Origin of the sequence: Microbacterium mangrovi (assembly GCF_000802305.1) — a bacterium.
In the GTDB taxonomy this organism is placed as follows: domain Bacteria; phylum Actinomycetota; class Actinomycetes; order Actinomycetales; family Microbacteriaceae; genus Microbacterium; species Microbacterium mangrovi.
In genome coordinates, this window is sequence record NZ_JTDK01000012.1 from 118,050 (window position 1) to 139,962 (window position 21,913).

The following is a 21,913-nucleotide window of genomic DNA, read 5'->3' on the forward strand; positions in this document are numbered from 1 at the left end:
GTCAGGCGAGGGCTCGGGCCACGCGGCGGACTTCGCTCTTGCGCCCCTCCAGGAGGGCGTCGATGGGCGGACGGCCGATGGAGTCGTCGGGCGCGAACAGCCAGTCGATGATCTCGTCGTCGCCGAAGCCGGCGTCTTGCAGCACGATGACCGTGCCGCGCAGCGAGGAGAGGGGATGCCCGTCGACGATGAACTCCGCCGGCACCTTGAAAGCGCCGTCCCGGCGCGAGCCGACGAGGTGATGCTCGTCGATCAGCCGGTGCACGCGGCCGAGCGGCTCGCCGAGCACCTCGACGAGGTCGGGCATGGTCAGCCAGGCGGACGGAGCCGTGCGGTCTGCGGTGGTCTCGGCGCGGGTGTCGTCGGTCACACCACCACTATCTCACCCCGGCAGGGCCGACGCACCGTCGAAGACACGGACGAGAGACGGCGCGGCGTGGCGCGCGGGCATCGTCATTCACACAAGTATCTTTTGCCACTTCTGTTGACATTCATAACGATTTCATGACACGGTGGCGGAGCACCCGAGGGGGGATCTCTTGCACTCCACAGCACTTCTGCGCCGCTCAGCCGCGGCACTGCCGGCGGCTTTGGCCGGCTCGATCGCACTCACCATGACAGGACCGGCTGCCCAGGCCGCTCCTGCCCGCATCCAGCCCGAGGCCCGCACGGAGCCGATTCAGGTTCCGGGGATGATCGGCACCGCGCCGATGGTCACGCGTGCCACCACCTACACGGTCCGTCGCGGGGACACCGTCACCGCGATCGCGATCCGCGCCGGTCTGCGCACCTCCGACGTTCTCGCGTGGAATCACCTCGAGTACTCCTCGGTGATCTATCCGGGCCAGGTGCTGCGTCTGACCGCGCCGAGCACCTCGGCACACAAACCCGCACCGAAACCCGCACCGAAGCCCGCGCCGAGCACGGCGAGCCGGTCGGTCTACACGGTGCGCTCCGGCGACACCGTCTACAAGATCGCCGTCGCGCACGGGGTCACGATCGCGGACATCGTCGCGGCGAACCGACTGAGCAATGCGTCCATCATCTACGTCGGGCAGCGCCTGGTGATCCAGAAGGGCGCCGCCGGATCGGGCTCCTCGAACGCCGGGCAGCCGGCATCCACCGGACCGAAGCCCGTGCCGGTCGCCAGCAGCACGACCGCGTCGCGCTACGTGGTCCGCGCCGGTGACACGATCAGCGACATCGCCGCGCGGTTCCACGTGAGCACCCAGTCGGTGCTGGGCGCGAACGGCCTGGCGTGGTCGTCGATCATCTACCCCGGTCAGACGCTGAAGATCCCGGCCCGCGTGATCGCGGGGCTGACCGCCGAGCAGTCCGCGAACGTGCGGACGACCGTCGCCGTCGGCCGCTCGCTCGGCGTCCCCGCCCGCGGGATCGAGATCGCCCTCGGCACGGCGATGACCGAGTCCGGGCTGCGCAATCTCAACTACGGCGACCGGGACTCGCTCGGTCTCTTCCAGCAGCGCCCCAGCACAGGGTGGGGCACCAAGGCGCAGATCCTCGACCCCGTGTCGGCGACGCGCGCGTTCTTCCTCGGACGCGGCAACGCGACCCGGGGACTGCTGGACATCCGCGGATGGCAGACGATGCCCTACACGAAGGCCGCACAGGCGGTGCAGGTGTCCGCGTTCCCGAACGCCTACGCGGTGTGGGAGAAGCCGTCCGCGCGCTGGCTCGCGGCATCCTGATCCCCGGCGCCTCCCCCGAGGTCTCGATCCGGTTGCGATCAGCGTAATCACGGGGTTCGCGGGCGAGGCGGTCCCCCTCTCCCAGCCGGTGCTTCGTAGACTTTGTGCGTGAGCACGAGTCAGCAGACGGATCCGCTGATCGGCCGTCTCGTCGACGGCCGGTACCGGGTGCGTGCTCGCATCGCCCGCGGAGGCATGGCGACGGTGTACGTCGCGACCGATCTGCGGCTCGAGCGCCGCGTCGCGCTGAAGGTGATGCACAGCCATCTCAGCGACGACGCCGTGTTCCAGAGCCGGTTCATCCAGGAGGCGCGCGCCGCGGCCCGGCTCGCCGACCCGCACGTGGTGAACGTGTTCGACCAGGGTCAGGACCTCGACATGGCGTACCTCGTCATGGAGTACCTGCCGGGCATCACGCTGCGCGAACTCCTGCGGCAGCAGCGCCGGCTGTCCGTGTCGCAGGCGGTGAGCATCATGGACGCCGTGCTGTCCGGCCTCGGCGCCGCGCACCGAGCGGGGATCGTGCACCGCGACGTCAAGCCCGAGAACGTCCTGCTCGCCGAAGACGGGCGCATCAAGATCGGCGACTTCGGGCTGGCCCGCGCGACGACCGCGAACACGGCGACGGGCCAGATGCTGCTGGGCACGATCGCCTACCTCGCCCCCGAGCTGGTCACCCGCGGCATGGCCGATGCCCGCAGCGACATCTACGCACTCGGCATCATGCTGTACGAGATGCTCACCGGCGAGCAGCCGTACAAGGGCGAGCAGCCCATGCAGATCGCCTACCAGCACGCCACGGACTCGGTGCCGCGTCCGAGCGTGAAGAACCCGGGCGTGCCCGAGCAGCTCGACGAGCTCGTCCTCTGGGCGACCGAGCGCGACCCCGACGACCGGCCCGCCGACGCCGACGAGATGCTCGCGCGCCTGCGCGAGATCGAGCGGCAGCTCGACATCACCCCCAAGGTCCAGACGACCCAGGCCGCGGGCACGGCATCCACCGAGCAGTACGACTCGGACGAGATCACCAAGATGCTCCCGCCGGCGCCGACCGGCCCGATCACCCAGATCGAAGACGTCGACAACGCCGCGCGACTGCGGCGCAGCACCCGCCGGCGCGCCTCGCGCGGCGGATGGCTGATGGCCGTCGTGCTCGTGCTGGCCGTCCTCGCCGCCGCGCTCGGCTGGTATTACGGATCCGGCCCGGGCTCCTACCTGCCCGTTCCCGACCTCACCGGCAAGACGTATTCGCAGGCGCAGGCCGCCCTCGCCGAGCAGCAGCTCGTGGCGACCCGGCAGGAGCGCTTCGACTACAGCGTCGCGAAGGGACTGGTCATCTCCTCGAACCCGGGTGCCGGAACACCGCTCGACAAGGGAACCAAGGTCGCGGTGCTGGTCTCCCTCGGCCCGCAGCCGCACAAGATCGGCTCTCTCGCCGGCGACAGCGAGGGGGATGCCCGCAACGCGCTCACCTCCGCCCGCGTCGAGGTGGCCTCCACCGACAGGAAGCTCTTCTCGAGCAGCGCTCCGGCGAACTCCGTGATGGTCGTCTCCATCAAGCCGCGCGGCGGCGGCACGGCGTTCGACTGCACGAACGGCTGCACGGTCCACGAGGGGGATGCCGCGACGCTCACCGTCTCGGTCGGCGCGGTGCCCTCGGTCGCAGGACTCAGCGTCGATGCCGCCACGCAGAAGCTCACCGGGGTCGGGCTCAAGGTCTCCGGCGACACCGTCAAACAGAGCAGCAGCTCGGTGCCCAAGGGCGACGTGATCGGCATGGGCGACCGGCCCGGCGGCGGAAACTGGAGGCCCGGCGACACCGTCACGCTCATCGTCTCGACAGGGCCGCCGCTCTTCGCCGTTCCCTCGGTGGTCGGCATGACCCGCGACGACGCCAAGCAGAAGCTCACCGACAACGGCTTCCAGGTCTCCTACAACCCGCTGTGGGATGCCGTGGTCAACGGCCTCACGAAGGTCGACGGCGAGACACCCGACGGCAGTGCGATCTGCAACTCGGACGGCACGATGTGCGCCAAGGGATCCACCATCGACCTGACGATCACCGGCTCGTTCTGAGCCGGTCCCTCGAAGCCGCCCGAAACGACGCAACCCTGACCGGCACCCTCCACGAGGAGGGACGGTCAGGGTTCGCGTCTGCCTGCCGGCGCCGCCTCAGCTGCGCTCGAGCTCCTCGGCGACGAGGAACGCCAGCTCCAGGCTCTGCATGTGGTTCAGGCGCGGGTCGCACAGGGACTCGTACCGGGTCGCGAGGGTGGCCTCGTCGATATGCTCCGACCCGCCCAGGCACTCGGTGACGTCGTCGCCGGTGAGCTCGACGTGGATGCCGCCCGGGTGGGTGCCGACGGCGCGGTGCGCCTCGAAGAACCCGCGGACCTCGTCCACGACGTCGTCGAAGCGACGCGTCTTGTAGCCCGTCGGGGTGGTGATGCCGTTGCCGTGCATGGGGTCGGTGACCCACAGCGGCGTGGCGCCGGCATCCTTCACCGCCTCGAGCAGCGGGGGCAGCGCGTCGCGGATCTTGCCCGCGCCCATGCGCGTGATGAACGTCAGGCGTCCGGGTTCGCGCTCCGGGTCGAGCTTGTCGATCAGCGCGAGCGCGGTGTCGGTGCTGGTCGTCGGACCCAGCTTCACCCCGATGGGGTTGCGGATCTGCGAGAAGTAGTCGATGTGCGCACCGTCGAGGTCGCGCGTGCGCTCCCCCACCCACAGGAAGTGGCCGGACGTGTTGTACGGCAGCGCCGTCCGCGAGTCGATGCGGGTCATCGGGCGCTCGTAGTCCATGAGCAGGCCCTCGTGGCCGGTGTAGAACTCGACGCGCTTGAGCTCGTCGAAGTCGGCTCCGGCCGCCGCCATGAACTTGATGGCGCGGTCGATCTCGGACGCCAGGCGCTCGTAGCGCTGGTTGGCGGGGTTCTCGGCGAAGCCCTTGTTCCACGAGTGCACCTCGCGGAGGTCCGCGAAACCGCCCTGCGTGAACGCGCGGATCAGGTTCAGGGTGGATGCCGCCGTGTGGTAGCCCTTGAGCAGCCGCTGCGGGTCGGCGCGGCGGGAGCCCTCGGTGAAGTCGTAGCCGTTGACGATGTCGCCGCGGTAGGCGGGCAGCGTCACGTCGCCGCGCGTCTCGGTGTCGCTCGAACGCGGCTTGGCGAACTGCCCGGCCATGCGCCCCATCTTCACGACGGGCATCGACGCGCCGTAGGTGAGCACGACGGCCATCTGCAGCACCGTCTTGATGCGGTTGCGGATCTGCTCGGCGGTCGCGCCGGCGAAGGTCTCGGCGCAGTCCCCGCCCTGCAGCAGGAAGGCGCGCCCGGCGGCGGCCTCGCCGAGCTTCTCGCGCAGCTGGTCCACCTCGCCGGCGAAGACGAGCGGGGGCAGGACGGCGAGCTCGGAGGATGCCGCAGCGACGGCGTCGAGGTCGTCCCACTGGGGCTGCTGCTTGATGGGGAGGGAGCGCCAGCGATCGAGGTCGAAGGAGGGCTGTGGCATCCGCTCAGTCTACTGGGGCGCGATCCCCTCGATCGCCGCGCGGGCCCGGGGCGACGCGAACGTTACGCCGGGGGCTTGGCCAGGCGGTCCTTGACGGCCGACGCGTAGACGTCCTCGTACTCCTGCTGGCCGAGACGCTGCAGCGCGACGGTGATCTCATCGGCCACCGAGCGCAGCACGTAGCGGTCGTTCTCCATGCCCGCGAACCGCGCGAAGTCCAAGGGCTCCCCGATGATCATGCCGACGCGCATGATGCGCGGCATCCGCTGCCCGATGGGCATCATCGTGTCGGTGTCGACCATCACGACCGGGACCACGGGCACCTGCGCCTCCAGCGCCATGCGGGCGATCCCGGTGCGCGCACGGTACAGCTTTCCGTCGGGGCTGCGGGTCCCCTCCGGGTAGATGCCGAGCAGGTCGCCCGCGCCGAGCACCTGCAGGCCGGTGTTCAGGGATGCCTCGGAGGCCTTGCCGCCGGACCGGTCGATCGGCAGCTGACCGGTGCCCTTGAAGAACAGCCGGGTCGCCCAGCCCTTGAGGCCCTTGCCGGTGAAGTAGTCGCTCTTGGCGAGGAACGTCACCGGGCGGTCCAGCATCAGGGGCAGGAAGATCGAGTCGGCGAACGAGAGGTGGTTGCTGGCGAGGATCGCCGCCCCCTCGGTCGGGACGTTCTTGCGGCCGATGATCCACGGTCGGAAGATCGCCTTCACGATCGGCCCGATCACGATGTACTTCATCAGCCAGTAGAACATGGGCTCAGACGCCTTCCGCCGCCGAGGCCGCGAGATCCGCGACGCCGATGATCCCGGCGTCGTTGACGAGCTTGGCGATCTCGAACGTCGCGATCGGGCGGTCGGAGAAGCCGGGGACCGCGCCCTCGTACGCCGCGCGGATCGGACGCAGCAGGTCTTCGCCGAGCTGGGCGACGCCGCCGCCGATCACGAAGATCTCCGGATCCAGCACCGCCTGGAATCCGCCGCATGCCTCACCGAGCGCGGTCGCCACCCGGCGCAGGGCCTCGATGGCCCCCGGATCGCCGGCCAGGACGAGTCGCGACACGGCCTCGCCGTGGATGGTGCCCCGCTCGGCGCGCAGCGCGGCCAGCTCGGCACCGATGCCGCCGGCGTCCGCGATGTCGTTCGCCTCGCGCTGCAGGGCGCGCCCCGACGCGTACTGCTCCAGGCATCCGCGCTGACCGCATCCGCACAGGCGGCCGTTGCGCTCGAACCGGACGTGGCCGAGCTCACCGCCGATGCCGTGCCCGCCGCGGAACATCTCGCCGCCGAGCACCACCGCTCCCCCGACGCCGGTGCCGAGGGTCAGCATCACCATGTCGTCGTACGCCTCGCCGGCGCCGAAGCGGAACTCCGCCCAGCCGGCCGCGTTGGCGTCGTTCTCGATCGTCACCGGCATCTTCAGCTGGGACTCGAGCTCGTCGCGCAGCGGCTCGTTGCGCCAGGCGATGTTGGGCGCGTGGATGATCGTGGACCGGTCCTTGGAGATGAAGCCGGCAGCCGCCACGCCGATGGCGCCGATCTCGTGGCGCTCGGCCAGGTGGCGCACCATGTCGACCACCGCGGTGGCGAGGTGACGGGTGTCGCTGGGCGTATCCACGCGCAGCTTCTCGACGATCACCCCCTGAGCGTCGACGACGCCGCCCGCGATCTTGGTTCCGCCGATGTCGATTCCGACTGTGAGCACCGCTGAAGTCTAGGGCAACCGCTCGCGGACGGAGGTTTCGAGCGCCGTGGTTAGACTCGAAGAACCCCCATTTCACGGTACCGAGGGAGATGCCGAGCACTATGCCCACCGAATTCGAGGTCGCCCCCCTCGTCCCCGCCGACCCAGAGGCGAACATCGCAGACCTTCTCGTGGAGCGGGTGCGGGCCACTCCCGACCGCGCCCTGTTCGCGGTGCCCGAAGGAGACGGCTGGCGGGACGTCACGGCCGCCGAGTTCGAACGCCAGGTCATCGCCCTGGCGAAGGGCTTCGCGGCATGCGGCGTGGAGCCGGGCGACAAGATCGGGTTCATCGCCCGCACCACCTACGAGTGGACCCTCGTCGATTTCGCCCTGTTCTATGCGGGCGCGGTGATGGTGCCCATCTACGAGACGAGCTCCGCCGCCCAGATCCAGTGGTACCTGTCGGATGCCGAGGCCGTGGGCTGCATCACGGAGCTCCCCGATCACACCGCACGCCTCACCGAGGCCCAGGGCGACCTGCCCGGGGTGCGCCTGGTCTGGCACCTCCACGAGGGCGCGATCGACCAGCTCGTCGCCGCCGGCGCCGACGTCCCCGACGAGGAGATCGAGCGGCGCCGCTCGATCGCACGCGGGTCCGACATCGCGACGCTCATCTACACGTCCGGCTCCACCGGTCGCCCCAAGGGCTGCGTGCTCACCCACAGCAACTTCGTCGAGCTGACCCGCAACGCGGTGACCTCCCTCGCCGAGGTCGTCTCCGTCCCGGGGGCATCCACGCTGCTGTTCATCACCACCGCGCACGTGTTCGCCCGGTTCATCTCGGTGCTCGCGATCCACGCCGGGGTGAAGACCGGTCACCAGCCCGACACCCGCGGACTCCTCCCGGCGCTCGGCTCGTTCCGGCCGACGTTCCTGCTGGCGGTCCCCCGCGTGTTCGAGAAGGTCTACAACTCCGCCGAGCAGAAGGCGGAGTCCGGCGGCAAGGGCAAGATCTTCCGCCGAGCGGCCCAGGTGGCCATCGACCACTCCCGCATCCTGCAGGAGGGCGGCCGGATGCCGCTGTCGCTGAAGATCCAGTTCGCCCTGTTCGACCGGCTGGTCTACAAGACCCTGCGCGAGGCGATGGGCGGCCGCGTGTCGTACGCGATCTCCGGGTCGGCCCCGCTCGGCGATCGGCTCGGCCACTTCTTCGCCAGCCTCGGCATCACGGTGCTCGAAGGCTACGGCCTCACCGAGACCACCGCTCCGGCGACGGTCAACCAGGCGAAGAAGACCAAGATCGGCACCGTCGGGCCCGTACTTCCCGGTGTCGGCATCCGCATCGCCGACGACGGCGAGGTCCAGGTGCGCGGGATCAACGTGTTCAAGGAGTACTGGCACAACCCCGAGGCCACCGCCGCCGCGTTCGACGACGGCTGGTTCCGCACCGGCGACCTGGGGTCGTTCGACTCCGACGGCTTCCTCACGATCACCGGCCGTAAGAAGGAGATCATCGTCACCGCCGGCGGCAAGAACGTCGCCCCGGCCGTGCTCGAAGACCCGATCCGTGCCAACCCGGTCGTCGGCCAGGTCGTCGTGGTCGGCGAGAAGCGCCCGTTCATCGGCGCGCTGGTCACCCTCGACACCGAGATGCTGCCCACCTGGCTGCAGAACAACGGGCTGCCCGCCGACATGCCGCTCGCGGACGCGTGCGAGAACGCGGCCGTCCGCGCCGAGGTGCAGAAGTCGATCGACTCCGCCAACCAGCTGGTCTCCCGTGCCGAGTCGATCCGCAAGTTCACCATCCTGCCGACGGAGTGGACCGAGGCCAGCGGACACCTGACGCCCAAGCTCAGCATCAAGCGGAACATCATCCTGCAGGACTTCTCCGGCGATGTCGACGCCCTCTACTCGGGCTCGGGCGCGCCGACCACCAACGTCCCGCTCGGCTGAGCCGAACGCCCTCGCCCGCCTCGCGTGGGCGGGGGCGCGGTCAGAACCAGTCGGATTCGCGGATCTCGCGCATCGCGATGCGACGGGTCTCCGGGAGCAGCCGATCGAGATACAGCTTGCCGTCCAGGTGATCCGTCTCGTGCTGCAGGGCCTGGGCCATGAGGCCCTCCCCCTCGATCACGATCTCGTTGCCGTCGAGGTCGAGGCCGGTGACCTTCGCATACGGATGCCGCGGCACGTCGTGCCACAGACCCGGTACGGACAGGCATCCCTCACCGATCAGCTCGGGCTCGCCGCGCACCTCGACGACGACCGGATTGATGACGTACCCGATCACCCCGTCGACGTTGTAGCTGAACGCGCGCACGCCGACGCCGATCTGATTGGCGGCCACTCCGGCGCGGCCGGGCAGCGCCACGGACTCTTCGAGATCACGCACGAGCGCACGCACGCCCTCGTCGATCTTCTCCACCGGCGCGCAGGCGCTGCGCAGCACGGGGTCGCCGAAGAGCCGGATCGGACGGACCGTCATCTCAGGCCGCTCCGGCCTCGCCGCGCAGACCCGCGACGACCGCCGCCGCGAGGGCGCGCGCCGCTTCACGGGTGGCCGGCTGCAGATCGCGGTACACGATCGCGCTGCCGGTTCCGATCTGCGGGTCGTACGGCATCTGCACGACCTGGCGCACGCGCGTGCCGAAGTGGGACTCCAGCTCGCTCGCGCGCACCAGCGGGGTGCCGGGGCGGGAGTTGTTCAGCACCACGATCGCCCCGCGCACCTGGTCGCGGAACCCGTTGGTCTCCAGCCAGGTCAGCGTTTCGGAGGCCAGGCGGGCCTCGTCGATGCTCAGCCCCGACACGACGACGAGCTGATCTGCGGCATCCAGCGTCGCCCCCATGACCGAGTGGACGATGCCCGTGCCGGTGTCGGTGAGGACGATCGAGTAGTAGTGCGCCGCGATGCGGGCGACGTCCTCGTAGTCCTGGTCGCTGAACGCCTCGGACACCCGCGGGTCGGTCTCGGAGGCGAGCACGTCCAGGCGCGTCTGGTCCCGCGTCACGATCGTGGAGATGTCGTTGTAGCCGGTGACCGCATCATGCGCGCGCACCAGATCGCGCACCGTGTGACCGCTCGGGCGGTCGATGCGGTCGGCGAGCGTGCCGCGGTCGGGGTTGGCGTCGATCGCGATCACGCGGTCGTCGCGGGCATCGGCGAGGGCCATGCCCAGCAGGGTCGTGATCGTGGTCTTTCCGACGCCGCCCTTGCGCGACAGCACCGGCACGAAGCGCGCGCCGCCGCTGAGCGGGGCGGAGATGCGCCGGTCGAGTTCTTTGCGGGCCTTGGCGCGCTTGCCGTCGCCGAGATTCACCTTGCCGCGGGTCAGCGAGTACATGAAGCGCGGCCAGCTGCCCTCCGGCTCGGGCTTGGTCACGCGGTGCTGGTCGAGCAGCCGGTCGGCGGTGAGCAGGTCGGCGCTCTCACGGTCGGCCTCGAACTCGCCCAGCCGCTTCGACGTCAGCTCGGGCGCCACCGGTCGCGGCGTCGTGATGCGCTCGGTCTCCCGCACGCGGGCGACCGGCGCGGTGTGGTGCGCCTCCCGCCGGGTCGTCGGCGCGTCTTCCACCGGTTCGCGGGCGGCGTCGGCGGCCGCGGCGGCGGGGACGAGGGAAGCGGCGGGGACGGATGCCTCCGGCTCGGCGGTCACCGCGGCGAGGGCGGCGGCATCGGCCGCCTCCTCGGCGGCATCCGCGGTCGGCGCGGTCTCGGCGAAGGACGCCGGGGCTTGAACGCGCGGCTCCGCGACGGGTGCCGGCTCCTCGTGCACCTCGGGCTCGTGGTCTTCGATCACGACGGCATCCTCGACGTCCTCGTGCGCGGCGGGGTAGGCGGCCGGTGCGGGAGCCTCGTCCTGAGGCTGGTCGGCATCCGGATCGTCGTCGCCGGCGAGCAGCTCGGCCATCTCCACCTCGTCGCCGAAGATGTCGTCGTCGGCCTCGTCATCCTCTTCGGCACCGGGCACGACCAGGTTCACCTGCGCGGTCGCACCGCCGAGGAAGTCGATGCTCGTCGTGTCGACGCCCACGGTGTCGGGGAGAACACCGTTCTCTTCGGCGTCGTCGACGTGGTCTTCGGGACGTTCGGGCGTCACAGTCATGGGCTCCGGGATCTGCGGCGGGAAAAGGGCCAGTGGCCCAGATTACCCGCCCGGTCGGATGATGACCAAAAGGTCGCCGGCCTCCACCTGCCGGGTCCCCTCCACCGCGAGCCGCTCCACGATGCCCGGAATCGGCACCGTGATGGCTGCTTCCATCTTCATCGCCTCGATGCTCGCCACCGGTTGTCCGGCCTCCACCGCGTCGCCCACCTTCACCTTGACCGTCACCGCTCCGGAGAAGGGCGCGGCGACGTGTCCGGGTCGCGAGGTGTCGGCCTTCTCGGCGGGCGCGGCATCCACGTGGATGCTGCGATCGCGCACGAACACCGGGCGCAGCTGCCCGTTGAGCGTGGTCATCACCGAACGCATGCCCTTGTCGTCGGCCTCGCCGACGGCCTCCAGCCCGATGTAGAGGGAGACGCCGCGCTCGAGTTCCACGACGTGCTCGCCGCCCTGGGTGAGCCCGTAGAGGTAGTCGGCCGTGTCGAGCACGCTGAGGTCGCCGTACTGCTCGCGGTTGCGCTCGTAGGCGTCGGTCGGCGCCGGGAACAGCAGCCGGTTCAGGCGCGCCCGGCGTGACGCCGAGTCGGCCGCCAGCGCCGCGGTGTCGGCCTCGGTGAGCTCGGCCGCGCCGACCTGCACGTGCCGACCCGCGAGCACCTTGCTGCGGAACGGCTCGGGCCATCCCCCGGGCAGATCGCCCAGTTCCCCGGCCATGAAGCCGACGACCGAGTCGGGCACGTCGTACCGCTCGGGGTGCGCGGCGAAGTCGGCCGGGTCGGCGCGCTTGGCGGCCAGGGCGAGGGCGAGGTCGCCGACGACCTTGGACGACGGGGTCACCTTGGGCACGCGCCCCAGGATGTCGTTCGCCGCGGCGTACATGTCCTCGATCAGCTCGAAGTCGTCCGCGAGACCCAGCGCGATCGCCTGCTGACGCAGGTTGGAGAGCTGGCCGCCCGGGATCTCGTGGTGGTACACCCGGCCGGTGGGCCCGGGAAGGCCCGACTCGAACGGGCCGTAGAGGTGGCGCACGGCCTCCCAGTACGGCTCCAGGCTCGACACCGCGTCCAGATCGAGACCGGTGTCGCGCTCGGTGTGCGCGAGCGCGGCGACGAGCGCGGACAGCGACGGCTGACTGGTGGTCCCCGACATCGGCGCGGCGGCGGCATCCACCGCGTCGGCGCCGGCGGCGGAGGCGGCCAGGAGCGTGGCGAGCTGTCCGCCCGCGGTGTCGTGCGTGTGCACGTGCACGGGAAGGTCGAAGTTCTCGCGCAGCGCCGAGACGAGGCGGGATGCCGCCGCCGGCCGCAGGAGACCGGCCATGTCCTTCACCGCGAGGATGTGCGCTCCGGCATCCACCATCTGCTCGGCCAGACGCAGGTAGTAGTCGAGCGTGTACAGGTTCTCGTTCGGGTTCAGCAGGTCGCCGGTGTAGCACAGGGCTGTCTCCGCGACCGCGGTGCCGGTGGCCAGCACCGCATCGATCGCGGGCCGCATCTGCGCGACGTCGTTGAGGGCGTCGAAGATGCGGAAGATGTCGATTCCGGATGCCGCGGCCTCGGCCACGAACGCGTCGGTGACGGCGGTCGGGTACGGCGTGTACCCCACCGTGTTGCGCCCGCGCAGGAGCATCTGGATCGCGACGTTCGGCAGCGCCTCGCGAAGCTTGTCGAGGCGCTCCCACGGGTCTTCGGCGAGGAACCGCAGCGCGACGTCGTAGGTCGCACCGCCCCAGGCCTCCACCGACAGCAGCTGCGGGGTCAGGCGCGCGACGTACGGCGCGGCGGCGACCAGGTCCTTGGTGCGCACCCGGGTGGCCAGGAGCGACTGGTGCGCGTCGCGGAACGTCGTCTCGGTCACCGCGAGCGCGGTCTGGGCACGCAGGTGGGCGGCGAAGCCGGCGGGGCCGAGCTCGGCCAGCAGCTGACGCGAACCGGCCGGAGCGGGCGCGGACACGTCGGCGGCGGGCAGCTTGGCGACCGGGGCCGGCCCGCCGGGGTGCGCGCCGTTCGGCTTGTTGACGGTCGTGTCGACGAGCCAGCTGAGGATCTTCGTGCCGCGGTCCTTCGACGACCGTCCGCGCAGCAGCTGCGGACGCTCGTCGATGAACGAGGTCGACAGGTCGCCGGCGATGAACGCGGGGTCGTCGAGCACGGCCTGCAGGAACGGGATGTTGGTGGAGACGCCGCGGATGCGGAACTCCGCCAGGGCACGGCGGGCGCGCACCACGGCGGCGCCGAAGTCGCGCCCCCGGCAGGTGAGCTTGGACAGCATCGAGTCGAAGTGCGGGCTCACCTGCGCCCCGGCGGCGGTGGTGCCGCCGTCGATGCGGATGCCGCCGCCGCCCGGCGAGCGGTAGGTGGTGATCTTGCCGGTGTCGGGGCGGAAGCCCTGGGCGGGGTCCTCCGTCGTGATGCGGCACTGCAGCGCCGCGCCGTGCAGGCGGATGTCGGCCTGCTCCAGACCCAGGGATGCGAGGTCCTCCCCGGCCGCGATGCGCATCTGCGACTGGACGAGGTCGACGTCGGTGACCTCTTCGGTGACCGTGTGCTCGACCTGGATGCGCGGGTTCATCTCGATGAACACGACCTCGCCCGCGCGTTCGCCGGCGGTCTCCAGGAGGAACTCGACGGTTCCGGCGTTGACGTACCCGATCGACTCGGCGAACGCGACCGCGTACCCGTGCAGGGCCGTGCGGGTGGCGTCGTCGAGGTTCGGTGCGGGCGCGATCTCGATCACCTTCTGGTGACGGCGCTGCACGGAGCAGTCACGCTCGAACAGGTGCACCGTGTGGCCCGCGGCATCCGCCAGGATCTGGACCTCGACGTGACGGGGTCGCTGCACGGCCTGCTCGAGGAACATGTGCGGGTCGCCGAAGGCGCTGTTCGCCTCGCGCATGGCCTCGGCCAGCGCCGGGGCGAGCTCGGCCTTGGTGTCGACGCGGCGCATGCCGCGCCCGCCGCCGCCGGCCACGGCCTTCGCGAAGAGGGGGAAGCCGATGTCGTCGGCCTGCGCCAGGAGCGCGTCGATGTCGTCCGAGGCGTCCGTCGATCGCAGCACGGGCACTCCGGCGGCGATGGCGTGCTCCTTGGCCGTGACCTTGTTGCCGGCCATCTCGAGCACGCGCGCGGGCGGGCCGATGAAGGCGATGCCGTTGGCGGCGGCCTTCGCGGCCAGCTCGGGGTTCTCGGACAGGAATCCGTACCCGGGGTAGATGGCGTCCGCCCCGGACTCGACGGCGACGCGGATGATCTCGTCGATGTCGAGGTAAGCGCGGACCGGATGCCCCTGCTGTCCGATCAGGTATGCCTCGTCGGCCTTGAGCCGATGCAGGGAGTTCCGATCTTCGTAGGGGTAGACCGCGACAGTGCGTGCGCCCAGTTCGAATGCGGCGCGAAACGCGCGAATGGCGATCTCTCCGCGGTTGGCGACCAGGATCTTGCGGAACATAGGACTCCCGTTCCGGGTGGGACGGCGATGCGCGTGTGCTGCCGTCGCTGGCTGAGTGTGCTCTCAGCCTAGGGGACGGTAACGTAGTGGCTTGTGCACGTCTTATCCGTCAGCTCGCTCAAGGGTGGAGTCGGCAAGACGACCGTGACCCTCGGACTCGCGTCCGCCGCATTCGCGCGCGGAGTCCGCACGCTCGTCGTCGACCTCGACCCGCAGTCGGACGTGTCCACGGGCATGGACATCCAGGTCGCCGGGCGGCTCAACGTCGCCGACGTCCTCGCCAACCCCAAGGAGAAGACGGTCCGTCAGGCGATCACCTCCAGCGGCTGGGCGAAGGTGCATCCGGGCACGATCGACGTGCTGATCGGCAGCCCGTCGGCGATCAACTTCGACGGCCCGCACCCGAGCGTCCGCGACGTCTGGAAGCTCGAAGAGGCCCTCGCCTCCGTCGAAGCCGACTACGACCTCGTGCTCGTCGACTGCGCCCCGTCGCTGAACGCGCTCACCCGCACCGCGTGGGCGGCCAGCGACCGCGTGATCGTCGTCACCGAGCCCGGCCTGTTCTCCGTCGCCGCCGCCGACCGCGCCCTGCGTGCGATCGAAGAGATCCGCCGCGGCCTGTCGCCGCGCCTGCAGCCGCTCGGCATCGTCGTCAACCGCGTCCGCCCGCAGTCCATCGAGCACCAGTTCCGCATCAAGGAACTGCGCGACATGTTCGGTCCGCTCGTGCTCTCGCCCCAGCTGCCCGAGCGCACGTCGCTGCAGCAGGCACAGGGCGCCGCGAAGCCGCTGCACATCTGGCCCGGCGACTCCGCGCAGGAGCTCGCCGCCGACTTCGACGCCCTGCTGGACCGCATCATGCGCGCCGGCCGCATCGAGGCCCCCGCCGACCAGCCCGTCGGCTGACGCCCCGCCTCAGCATCCTCCGTCGGCATCCGCCCCGCATCGTGCCGGGCCCGGGCCCCGCCTGAAAACAGGCGGATGGCCCGCAACAGGCTGAATGTCGCCGGATCAGCCTGTACTCGGCCATCCTGCTGTTCTCGGTCCAAGGCCGCGCACGCCGGGCTCCCCTTCGCCGGGGCATCCCTCTCCCGCCTGAAAACAGGCGGACGGCCCGCAACAGGCTGAATGTCGCCGGATCACCCTGTGCTCGGCCGTCCTGCAGTTCTCGGCCGCGCAGAACTCGGCTCGAGCCGGCCGGAGTGCTCGACGGTCAGGCGGTGCGCTGCGTGCGACGGGCTGCCAGCTCGTCCATCGGGTCGGGCAGCTGCGGGTCGAAGTCGACGAGCGTCGACTCGACCTCGGTGAGGACCTTGCCGACCGCGATGCCGAAGACGCCCTGGCCGCGGCTGACGAGGTCGATGACCTCGTCGTTCGACGTGCACAGGTAGACGGAGGCGCCGTCGCTCATGAGCGTGGTGCCGGCGAGGTCGTGGATGCCGGACACCCGCAGCTGCTCGACGGCGGTGCGGATCTGCTGCAGCGAGATGCCGGTGTCCAGAAGACGCTTGACGAGCTTCAGGACGAGGATGTCGCGGAAGCCGTAGAGACGCTGCGAGCCGGAGCCGCTGGCGCCGCGCACGGTCGGAACGACCAGCTCGGTGCGCGCCCAGTAGTCGAGCTGGCGATACGTGATGCCGGCCGCGCGGGCGGCGACCGCGCCGCGGTAGCCGACCTCGTCGTCCATGTCGGGGAGACCGTCGGTGAACAGCAGCTCGGAACCGAACCTCGACGCGTCAGCGCGTTCCTGTGCCGTCATCCCGCTCCCCCATCTCTGACTTCTCCAACGTTACGACCGCACCGGGCCCGCGGCAACGACCGCCGTGTCGGCGGCGTGTCGTGGGCGCTACGAGACGATGCGGTCCAGCGCGTCGCGGACGAACACGGCGCGGACCTCGTCGATGCGCGTCGTCAGCTGCGAGGCGAGCTCGCCGGCCTTGCCGCGGGAAGCGGCATCCGTTCGCCGCAGCAGCGGCGCGAGAGCCGACTCCACGAGGGCCACCTCGCGCTCGGCCGACTGCCGCAGCGCCCGCACGTGGCGGGGCTGGATGCCGTGCCGGTCGAGGGCGACGAGGCCGCGCAGCAACGCGAGCGACTGCTCGTTGTACGAGTCGGTCGGCGCGATGACCCCGGCGCTGACGGCATCGGCCAGCAGCTTCGGCGTCGCCCCCGCGCTGGCGAGGAGTTCGTCACGACGGTAGCGGCGCGGGCCCGGCACGATGGATGCCGGAAGCGTCGACGTCAGTGGCGCCGGGTTTTCGCCGGCATCCACCTCGTCGAGGTAATCGCGGATCTTCGCGAGCGGCAGATAGTGGTCGCGCTGGAGCGTCAGCGCGAGGCGCAGTCGTTCGAGGTCGGCCGGCCGAAACTTGCGGTACCCGGAGTCGGTGCGCATCGGATGCACGATGCCCTGCACCTCGAGGAACCGCAGCTTGCTGGCGGTCAGCGCCGGGAATTCGGGACTGAGTCGTGCCAGTACCTGGCCGATGCTCAGCCCGCCCGCGGGCGCGGTGCGCGCCTGCCCGGCGGGTGCCATCAGGCCCCCTGCGCTCGTGCGAGGTCGGCCGGGGAGACGAAGAAGTTGAGCCGGAACTTGCCGACCCGCACCTCGGCGCCGTTGACGAGCACCGCGCGGTCGACGCGCTCACCGTTCACATACGTGCCGTTGAGCGAACGCTGGTCGACGATCTCGAACCGGGTGCCCTCGCGCGTGATCTCGGCATGGCGGCGCGACACGGTGACGTCATCGAAGAAGATGTCGGCTTCGGGGTGGCGACCCACGGTCGACACGTCCGTGTCGAGCAGGTAGCGCGCGCCCGCCGTGGGGCCCGAGCGGACGAGCAGGAGCGCCGCTCCGCTGGGCAGCGCTTCGATCGCGGCCAGCTCGGCCGGACCGAGTTCGAGCCCGAAGGGAACGAAGGACAGATCCGAGTCATGCCCGAATGTCTGGGTCGTATCGTTCGCGGGCGTCCGGCCGGCGTCGGGTACGCGTCGGATGTCGGCCTGGTCAGGTCGGCGGTTCTCGTCCACGTTCATCCTCCTCTTCACCCAGCCTATCGGATGAGACACCCGCTCACAGGGCGCGCTCAGGTCCCGGGAGCCCCGCGGACCGGCGTGTTTCGCACTGTTTCGGATCGCGTGCGCACGGGCGTGTCCGGCCGTACCGTGAAATCACCAGGACACGAGTCCATCCCTTGATGAAGGAGCCCGCGATGACCACGCCGCACCGTCCGCCACTGCCCCTCGAGGTGCGTGAGCGAGCGGCGTGCATGTGCGCGGTCGGCGAGGGTTGCTCCACATACGCGCCGGGGCACGCCCTGCACCTCATCCAGGCACGCCTCGCGTCGTCCACCCCGTCCGAGTGGGTCGATGCGGTCGTCGAGTCGGCCGAGCGCCACTCCGGAACGGTGATCGTGCGCCGCGTCGACGACGGCGCACGCGTCGAGGTGTGGACGGCAGCCGCGGCATCCCTGCCCGTCGCCGGGTCGCCGGTGGCGCTGCACGAGCGCTACCACGTGCTCGCCGACGGGGCCCGCTGGCTGAACGTCGCCCACCTCTCGTGACCGGGCGGGGCGGCATCCGCCCCGCGCCAGGCTCGATTCAGGCGGCCGCCATCATCGCGGTCTTCATCTCCATGCAGGCGTCCATGCACGCTTTGCAGGCCTGAGCACACATCATGCACACGTCGTCGTTGCTGTGGGCCATGCACATGTCCATGCACATCTGACACATCGCCATGCAGGCATCCAGCATCGACATCATGACGGCGGGGGTCATGCCCTGCATCCGCAGCATGCTGCGCATCATCGTGTTGCACATGTCGGCGCAGTTCATACAGGCCGGAGCACAGTCCATCCCCTGCATCGCACACACCGTGCAGGCCTGCTCGCAGGCGGCGCAGGCATCCATACAGCGCTGCATCATCGCCATGTCCATCGCCGGCATGCCGCGCATCGACATCATGTCGCCCGACTTCATGGCGTCCATCATCATCGTGTCCACACCGCACCTCTCTTTCGATCGGAATGGGCGGGCGGATCCCGCCTGGCGCCAGCCTAGAACGCGTGGAGGGGTCTCGGAAAGACCCCGGGTAGGCTCCCGGGCGTGACCTCATCGACGCCCCACAGCCCGCTCCGTTCCACCACCGTGCAGCCTCGCGGTCTTCGCCGCCGGATCGCCGCGGCGGCGGCGTCGCTGCTGCTCGCGGCGGCAGGCGTCGCCCTCACGACGGGGCCGGCGTCCGCGCACGATCAGCTGATCTCCACCAACCCCGCCGACGGGTCCACGCTCGCGACGCTGCCCGCGCAGGTGACCCTCACGTTCGGCGAACTCGTCCTCAACACCAACGGCGGCACCCAGGTGAAGGTCACCGACTCGACCGGCAAGACCATCAACGCCGGACCCACGGTCGTGAAGGACAACGTCGTGAGCCAGGGTGTCGCCGGCGGCGCGTCCGGCACCGTGACGGTGCTGTGGCGCGTCGTCTCCGAGGACGGGCACCCGGTCTCGGGACAGTTCTCCTTCACGGTGCAGGGCGCCGGCGCGACCATCGCCCCGGTCCCCACCGGGACGCCCTCGCCGACGCCCGCCCCGGCGCCGGCATCCACGTCTTCGCCGGTGCTGTGGGTGATCGGCGGCATCGTCCTGGTCGTGGTGGTCGTCATCGTGATCGCGGTGCTGGTCACCCGTCGCCGGCCCGCGGAAACGGAATCGTCGGACGACCGAGAGTCCTGACCGCGACCGATAGGCTTGGATCATGCCCCATTACGACGTCGTCATCCTCGGCGCGGGTCCCGGCGGATACGTCGCGGCCGTGCGCAGTGCTCAGCTCGGCAAGTCCGTCGCCATCATCGAAGAGAAGTACTGGGGCGGAATCTGCCTCAACGTGGGGTGCATCCCCTCGAAGGCTCTTCTGAAGAACGCCGACCTGGCACACCAGTTCCACCACAAGGCCGACCTGTTCGGCATCTCGGGCGACGTGCACTTCGACTTCGGCAAGGCGTGGGATCGCAGCCGCACCGTGGCCAACGGCCACGTCAAGGGCATCCACTACCTGATGAAGAAGAACAAGGTCACCGAGTACGAGGGCCGCGGCACGTTCGCCGACGCGCACACGATCGACGTCGCCAAGTCCGACGGCACGTCCGAACGGGTCACCTTCGACAACGTCATCATCTCCACCGGTTCGAAGGTGCGCAGCCTTCCCGGCGTCGAGATCGGCGGCAACATCGTCACGTTCGAAGAGCAGATCCTCACCCGTGAGCTGCCCGGATCGATCGTCATCGTCGGCGCCGGCGCCATCGGCATGGAGTTCGGCTTCGTGCTGGCCAACTACGGCGTCAAGGTCACCATCATCGAGTTCCTCCCCCGCGCCCTCCCCAACGAGGACGAAGAGGTCTCGAAGGAGATCGCCAAGCAGTACAAGGGCTACGGCATCGACATCCTCACCTCCACGCGCGTGGGCTCGGTCACCGACAACGGCTCGCACGTGCACGTCGAGTACACCGACAAGGACGGCAACGCCGGCCAGATCGACGCCGACAAGGTGCTCATGTCGGTCGGCTTCGCCCCGAACGTCGAGGGCTTCGGTCTGGAGAAGACCGGCGTCAAGCTCACCGACCGCGGCGCGATCGAGATCGACGACTACATGCGCACCAACGTCCCGGGCGTCTACGCCATCGGCGACGTGACCATGAAGCTGCAGCTGGCCCACGTGGCCGAGGCGCAGGCCGTCGTCGCCGCCGAGACCATCGCGGGCGCCGAGACCATGGCTCTGGGCGACTACCGTATGATGCCGCGCGCCACGTTCTGCTCGCCGCAGGTCGCGTCGTTCGGTCTCACCGAGGCGCAGGCGCGCGAGGCGGGCCACGAGATCAAGGTCGCGAAGTTCCCGTTCTCCGCGAACGGCAAGGCCAACGGCCTGGGCGAGCCGGTCGGCTTCGTCAAGGTCATCGCCGACGCCGAGCACCTCGAGCTGCTCGGTGCGCACATGATCGGCCCGGACGTGTCCGAGCTGCTGCCCGAGCTGACCCTCGCGCAGAAGTGGGACCTCACCGCTGTCGAGGCGGCCCGCAACGTGCACACGCACCCGACCCTGTCGGAGGCGCTCCAGGAGGCCTTCCACGGTCTCGCCGGACACATGATCAACCTCTGACGCACCCGCACGAAGCGCCGCTCCCCCCGGGGGCGGCGCTTCGTCGTTTTCGCGCGGGGGCGGCACGAGCGGAGGAGATGGGGCGGGCGGAGGATGCTGGTCGGGTCCGGCATCCTCCCCTCCCGTCATCCCCTCCGCCCGAAACGCGAGGCCCGGGCCGACGGGGACCAGTCCGAGCGGAGGAGATGGGGCGGGCGGACGATGCTGGTCGGGTCCGGCATCCTCCCCTGCCGTCATCCCCTCCGCCCGAAACGCCGCGGGTCGGCCTCGTGCAGTCCCTGGGCGATCGCACGCATGAGGCGAGCCTGAATGCTCGGCCAGTCGTGCACGACCTGCGCATAGCCGACGCGGATCACGTGGTACCCCATCAGCATCAGCTGGGCGTCGTGCTCCAGGTCGGTCTGCCGTTGCGCGCCCACGTGGTGACCGCCGTCGATCTGCAGGACGAGTCGGTCGCCGAACAGGAAGTCCACGTCGTGCCCGGCGATCGGCACCTGCGCCACGACACGAACGGGCCACCGTCGCGTGCGATGGAAGACGATCGACTCCAACCCGGAGTCGTGGAACGGACTCGCATGGTCCAGCACCTGGCGCGCCGCGCCCGTCAGGGGGAGACGACGCAATTCCTGCGGCGTGACCAGCCGTTTGCGCAGCGCGGAGTCCCAGACGGCGATCGCGGCATCCAGCGGCTGACACGCGGCGACGGTGGTGAGGACGTTCTCGATCGGATCCTCGAGAACGGCCCTGTCACGCGGGACGACCGGCCTGAGACGGTGGATGACGGTGCCCGGGGTCACGTCGACGCGCCCGCGGTGCGGGTCAGCGGCTACGTGTGCGTCCCTCCTTTCGTCGAGAACCCACAGCCCGAGGCGACGTGCCTGAGTGATGCAGCTCACGATGACACCCGCCCTCGCGGCCGCCCGCAGATGCGCATCGGCGGTCGGCCGGGCGATCCACACGCGACGGATCCGCTCCAGCTCCCCGCGCTCCACGGCTGCGGCGATGGTCCGCTGGCTGTGGCCGCGCTCCCGGGCATCCGCGCTGCGCACCACACCTCCGCGCTCCCCCACGTCGGCGAGCAACGATCTGATCCGGGTCTCCAGTTTCCGCATCCGACGAGCCTTGACGGCGGCCGTCCTCCGCGCAGCGTCTGTGGCGGGGACTGTGGACGACTCCGCCGATCCGGGGCGCCGTGATCACCTGTGGACAGGAGGGGCCGGGAGATTCGTGCGGGTTCCCGCAGGAGGACATGGAGCGGGCGGAGGAGACCGACGGCGCCAGGCATCCTCCCCTCGCGTCATC

19 protein-coding genes are annotated in these 21,913 nt (G+C 70.2%); 7 read left to right on the forward strand and 12 right to left on the reverse strand.

What is annotated here, in order from left to right; translation table 11 throughout:
• Window position 1: 1 nt before the first annotated feature.
• Entirely contained in the window at window positions 2-307 is a 306-nt protein-coding gene (locus LK09_RS13935; RefSeq protein ID WP_039400683.1) for an Rv2175c family DNA-binding protein, read from the reverse strand.
• A 307-nt stretch (window positions 308-614) separates the two neighbouring features.
• On the opposite strand from LK09_RS13935, the gene LK09_RS13940 reads away from it, so the two are divergent.
• Entirely contained in the window at window positions 615-1,709 is a 1,095-nt protein-coding gene (locus tag LK09_RS13940; protein ID WP_231563047.1) for a LysM peptidoglycan-binding domain-containing protein, read from the forward strand.
• A gap of 108 nt (window positions 1,710-1,817) precedes the next feature.
• The gene (pknB, locus tag LK09_RS13945; protein ID WP_039400592.1) at window positions 1,818-3,785 is read left to right on the forward strand and encodes a Stk1 family PASTA domain-containing Ser/Thr kinase; all 1,968 of its coding nucleotides are present in this window, start codon (window positions 1,818-1,820) and stop codon (window positions 3,783-3,785) included.
• Between the two features lie 96 nt (window positions 3,786-3,881).
• On the opposite strand, the gene LK09_RS13950 is transcribed toward pknB, so the two are convergent.
• The 3 genes from LK09_RS13950 to LK09_RS13960 all read right to left on the reverse strand — a co-directional run bounded on the left by LK09_RS13950 (window position 3,882) and on the right by LK09_RS13960 (window position 6,920).
• Window positions 3,882-5,219: a class II 3-deoxy-7-phosphoheptulonate synthase gene (locus LK09_RS13950; protein ID WP_039400595.1), complete on the reverse strand. Its 1,338-nt coding sequence runs from the start codon at window positions 5,217-5,219 to the stop codon at window positions 3,882-3,884.
• 62 nt (window positions 5,220-5,281) lie between these two features.
• A complete protein-coding gene (locus LK09_RS13955) occupies window positions 5,282-5,971 on the reverse strand; it encodes a lysophospholipid acyltransferase family protein (protein ID WP_039400598.1) in 690 nt (229 codons plus the stop codon).
• A gap of 4 nt (window positions 5,972-5,975) precedes the next feature.
• On the reverse strand, window positions 5,976-6,920 hold the full coding sequence (locus LK09_RS13960) for an ROK family protein (RefSeq protein ID WP_039400600.1): 945 nt from the start codon (window positions 6,918-6,920) through the stop codon (window positions 5,976-5,978).
• Between the two features lie 101 nt (window positions 6,921-7,021).
• Here LK09_RS13960 and LK09_RS13965 point away from each other — a divergent pair, with 101 nt between their 5' ends.
• Window positions 7,022-8,854, forward strand: a complete 1,833-nt coding sequence (locus LK09_RS13965) for an AMP-dependent synthetase/ligase (protein ID WP_039400601.1) — start codon at window positions 7,022-7,024, stop codon at window positions 8,852-8,854.
• A gap of 40 nt (window positions 8,855-8,894) precedes the next feature.
• On the opposite strand, the gene def is transcribed toward LK09_RS13965, so the two are convergent.
• The 3 genes from def to LK09_RS13980 are packed head-to-tail and all read right to left on the reverse strand — an operon-like array spanning window position 8,895 to window position 14,457.
• Entirely contained in the window at window positions 8,895-9,386 is a 492-nt protein-coding gene (def, locus tag LK09_RS13970; protein ID WP_039400604.1) for a peptide deformylase, read from the reverse strand.
• A 1-nt stretch (window position 9,387) separates the two neighbouring features.
• Window positions 9,388-11,007 carry a MinD/ParA family ATP-binding protein gene (locus LK09_RS13975; protein WP_052226780.1) on the reverse strand — a complete coding sequence of 540 codons (1,620 nt, stop codon included), beginning with the start codon at window positions 11,005-11,007 and terminating at the stop codon, window positions 9,388-9,390.
• 42 nt (window positions 11,008-11,049) lie between these two features.
• Window positions 11,050-14,457, reverse strand: coding sequence for a pyruvate carboxylase (locus tag LK09_RS13980; protein WP_039400606.1), 3,408 nt, complete (start codon window positions 14,455-14,457; stop codon window positions 11,050-11,052).
• 93 nt (window positions 14,458-14,550) lie between these two features.
• Here LK09_RS13980 and LK09_RS13985 point away from each other — a divergent pair, with 93 nt between their 5' ends.
• Window positions 14,551-15,363, forward strand: a complete 813-nt coding sequence (locus LK09_RS13985) for a ParA family protein (protein ID WP_039400609.1) — start codon at window positions 14,551-14,553, stop codon at window positions 15,361-15,363.
• Window positions 15,364-15,670: 307 nt separating this feature from the next.
• Here LK09_RS13985 and LK09_RS13990 read toward each other — a convergent pair whose 3' ends face one another.
• The 3 genes from LK09_RS13990 to LK09_RS14000 form a co-directional block, all read right to left on the reverse strand.
• On the reverse strand, window positions 15,671-16,216 hold the full coding sequence (locus LK09_RS13990) for a MerR family transcriptional regulator (protein ID WP_039400611.1): 546 nt from the start codon (window positions 16,214-16,216) through the stop codon (window positions 15,671-15,673).
• A gap of 87 nt (window positions 16,217-16,303) precedes the next feature.
• The gene (gene ftsR, locus LK09_RS13995; RefSeq protein WP_039400613.1) at window positions 16,304-16,993 is read right to left on the reverse strand and encodes a transcriptional regulator FtsR; all 690 of its coding nucleotides are present in this window, start codon (window positions 16,991-16,993) and stop codon (window positions 16,304-16,306) included.
• On the reverse strand, window positions 16,993-17,487 hold the full coding sequence (locus LK09_RS14000; protein ID WP_039400693.1) for an FHA domain-containing protein: 495 nt from the start codon (window positions 17,485-17,487) through the stop codon (window positions 16,993-16,995). Before LK09_RS14000 ends, ftsR begins: the two co-directional genes overlap by 1 nt.
• Before the next feature lie 182 nt (window positions 17,488-17,669).
• Here LK09_RS14000 and LK09_RS14005 point away from each other — a divergent pair, with 182 nt between their 5' ends.
• The gene (locus tag LK09_RS14005) at window positions 17,670-18,020 is read left to right on the forward strand and encodes a hypothetical protein (RefSeq protein ID WP_052226788.1); all 351 of its coding nucleotides are present in this window, start codon (window positions 17,670-17,672) and stop codon (window positions 18,018-18,020) included.
• A gap of 37 nt (window positions 18,021-18,057) precedes the next feature.
• Here LK09_RS14005 and LK09_RS14010 read toward each other — a convergent pair whose 3' ends face one another.
• Window positions 18,058-18,450, reverse strand: coding sequence for a hypothetical protein (locus LK09_RS14010; RefSeq protein ID WP_231563050.1), 393 nt, complete (start codon window positions 18,448-18,450; stop codon window positions 18,058-18,060).
• Window positions 18,451-18,561: 111 nt separating this feature from the next.
• On the opposite strand from LK09_RS14010, the gene LK09_RS14015 reads away from it, so the two are divergent.
• Window positions 18,562-19,191 (forward strand): copper resistance CopC family protein, encoded by a 630-nt coding sequence (locus LK09_RS14015; protein ID WP_052226781.1) that lies wholly within the window; start codon window positions 18,562-18,564, stop codon window positions 19,189-19,191.
• A 22-nt stretch (window positions 19,192-19,213) separates the two neighbouring features.
• The gene (gene lpdA / locus LK09_RS14020) at window positions 19,214-20,611 is read left to right on the forward strand and encodes a dihydrolipoyl dehydrogenase (protein ID WP_039400618.1); all 1,398 of its coding nucleotides are present in this window, start codon (window positions 19,214-19,216) and stop codon (window positions 20,609-20,611) included.
• Between the two features lie 233 nt (window positions 20,612-20,844).
• On the opposite strand, the gene LK09_RS14025 is transcribed toward lpdA, so the two are convergent.
• Window positions 20,845-21,723 (reverse strand): type IV toxin-antitoxin system AbiEi family antitoxin domain-containing protein, encoded by an 879-nt coding sequence (locus LK09_RS14025; protein WP_052226782.1) that lies wholly within the window; start codon window positions 21,721-21,723, stop codon window positions 20,845-20,847.
• Between the last annotated feature and the right edge of the window lie 190 nt (window positions 21,724-21,913).

What these genes read in the sequence shown, in the direction of transcription:
- LK09_RS13935 (WP_039400683.1), bottom strand. Translation starts at nt 307, where the DNA reads ATGCCCGACCTCGTCGAGGTGCTCGGCGAGCCGCTCGGCCGCGTGCAC.
- LK09_RS13940 (WP_231563047.1), top strand. Translation starts at nt 615, where the DNA reads ATGACAGGACCGGCTGCCCAGGCCGCTCCTGCCCGCATCCAGCCCGAG.
- LK09_RS13950 (WP_039400595.1), bottom strand. Translation starts at nt 5,219, where the DNA reads ATGCCACAGCCCTCCTTCGACCTCGATCGCTGGCGCTCCCTCCCCATC.
- LK09_RS13955 (WP_039400598.1), bottom strand. Translation starts at nt 5,971, where the DNA reads ATGTTCTACTGGCTGATGAAGTACATCGTGATCGGGCCGATCGTGAAG.
- LK09_RS13965 (WP_039400601.1), top strand. Translation starts at nt 7,022, where the DNA reads ATGCCCACCGAATTCGAGGTCGCCCCCCTCGTCCCCGCCGACCCAGAG.
- def (WP_039400604.1), bottom strand. Translation starts at nt 9,386, where the DNA reads ATGACGGTCCGTCCGATCCGGCTCTTCGGCGACCCCGTGCTGCGCAGC.
- LK09_RS13975 (WP_052226780.1), bottom strand. Translation starts at nt 11,007, where the DNA reads ATGACTGTGACGCCCGAACGTCCCGAAGACCACGTCGACGACGCCGAA.
- LK09_RS13980 (WP_039400606.1), bottom strand. Translation starts at nt 14,457, where the DNA reads ATGTTCCGCAAGATCCTGGTCGCCAACCGCGGAGAGATCGCCATTCGC.
- LK09_RS13990 (WP_039400611.1), bottom strand. Translation starts at nt 16,216, where the DNA reads ATGACGGCACAGGAACGCGCTGACGCGTCGAGGTTCGGTTCCGAGCTG.
- ftsR (WP_039400613.1), bottom strand. Translation starts at nt 16,993, where the DNA reads ATGGCACCCGCCGGGCAGGCGCGCACCGCGCCCGCGGGCGGGCTGAGC.
- LK09_RS14005 (WP_052226788.1), top strand. Translation starts at nt 17,670, where the DNA reads ATGACCACGCCGCACCGTCCGCCACTGCCCCTCGAGGTGCGTGAGCGA.
- LK09_RS14010 (WP_231563050.1), bottom strand. Translation starts at nt 18,450, where the DNA reads ATGATGATGGACGCCATGAAGTCGGGCGACATGATGTCGATGCGCGGC.
- lpdA (WP_039400618.1), top strand. Translation starts at nt 19,214, where the DNA reads ATGCCCCATTACGACGTCGTCATCCTCGGCGCGGGTCCCGGCGGATAC.
- LK09_RS14025 (WP_052226782.1), bottom strand. Translation starts at nt 21,723, where the DNA reads ATGCGGAAACTGGAGACCCGGATCAGATCGTTGCTCGCCGACGTGGGG.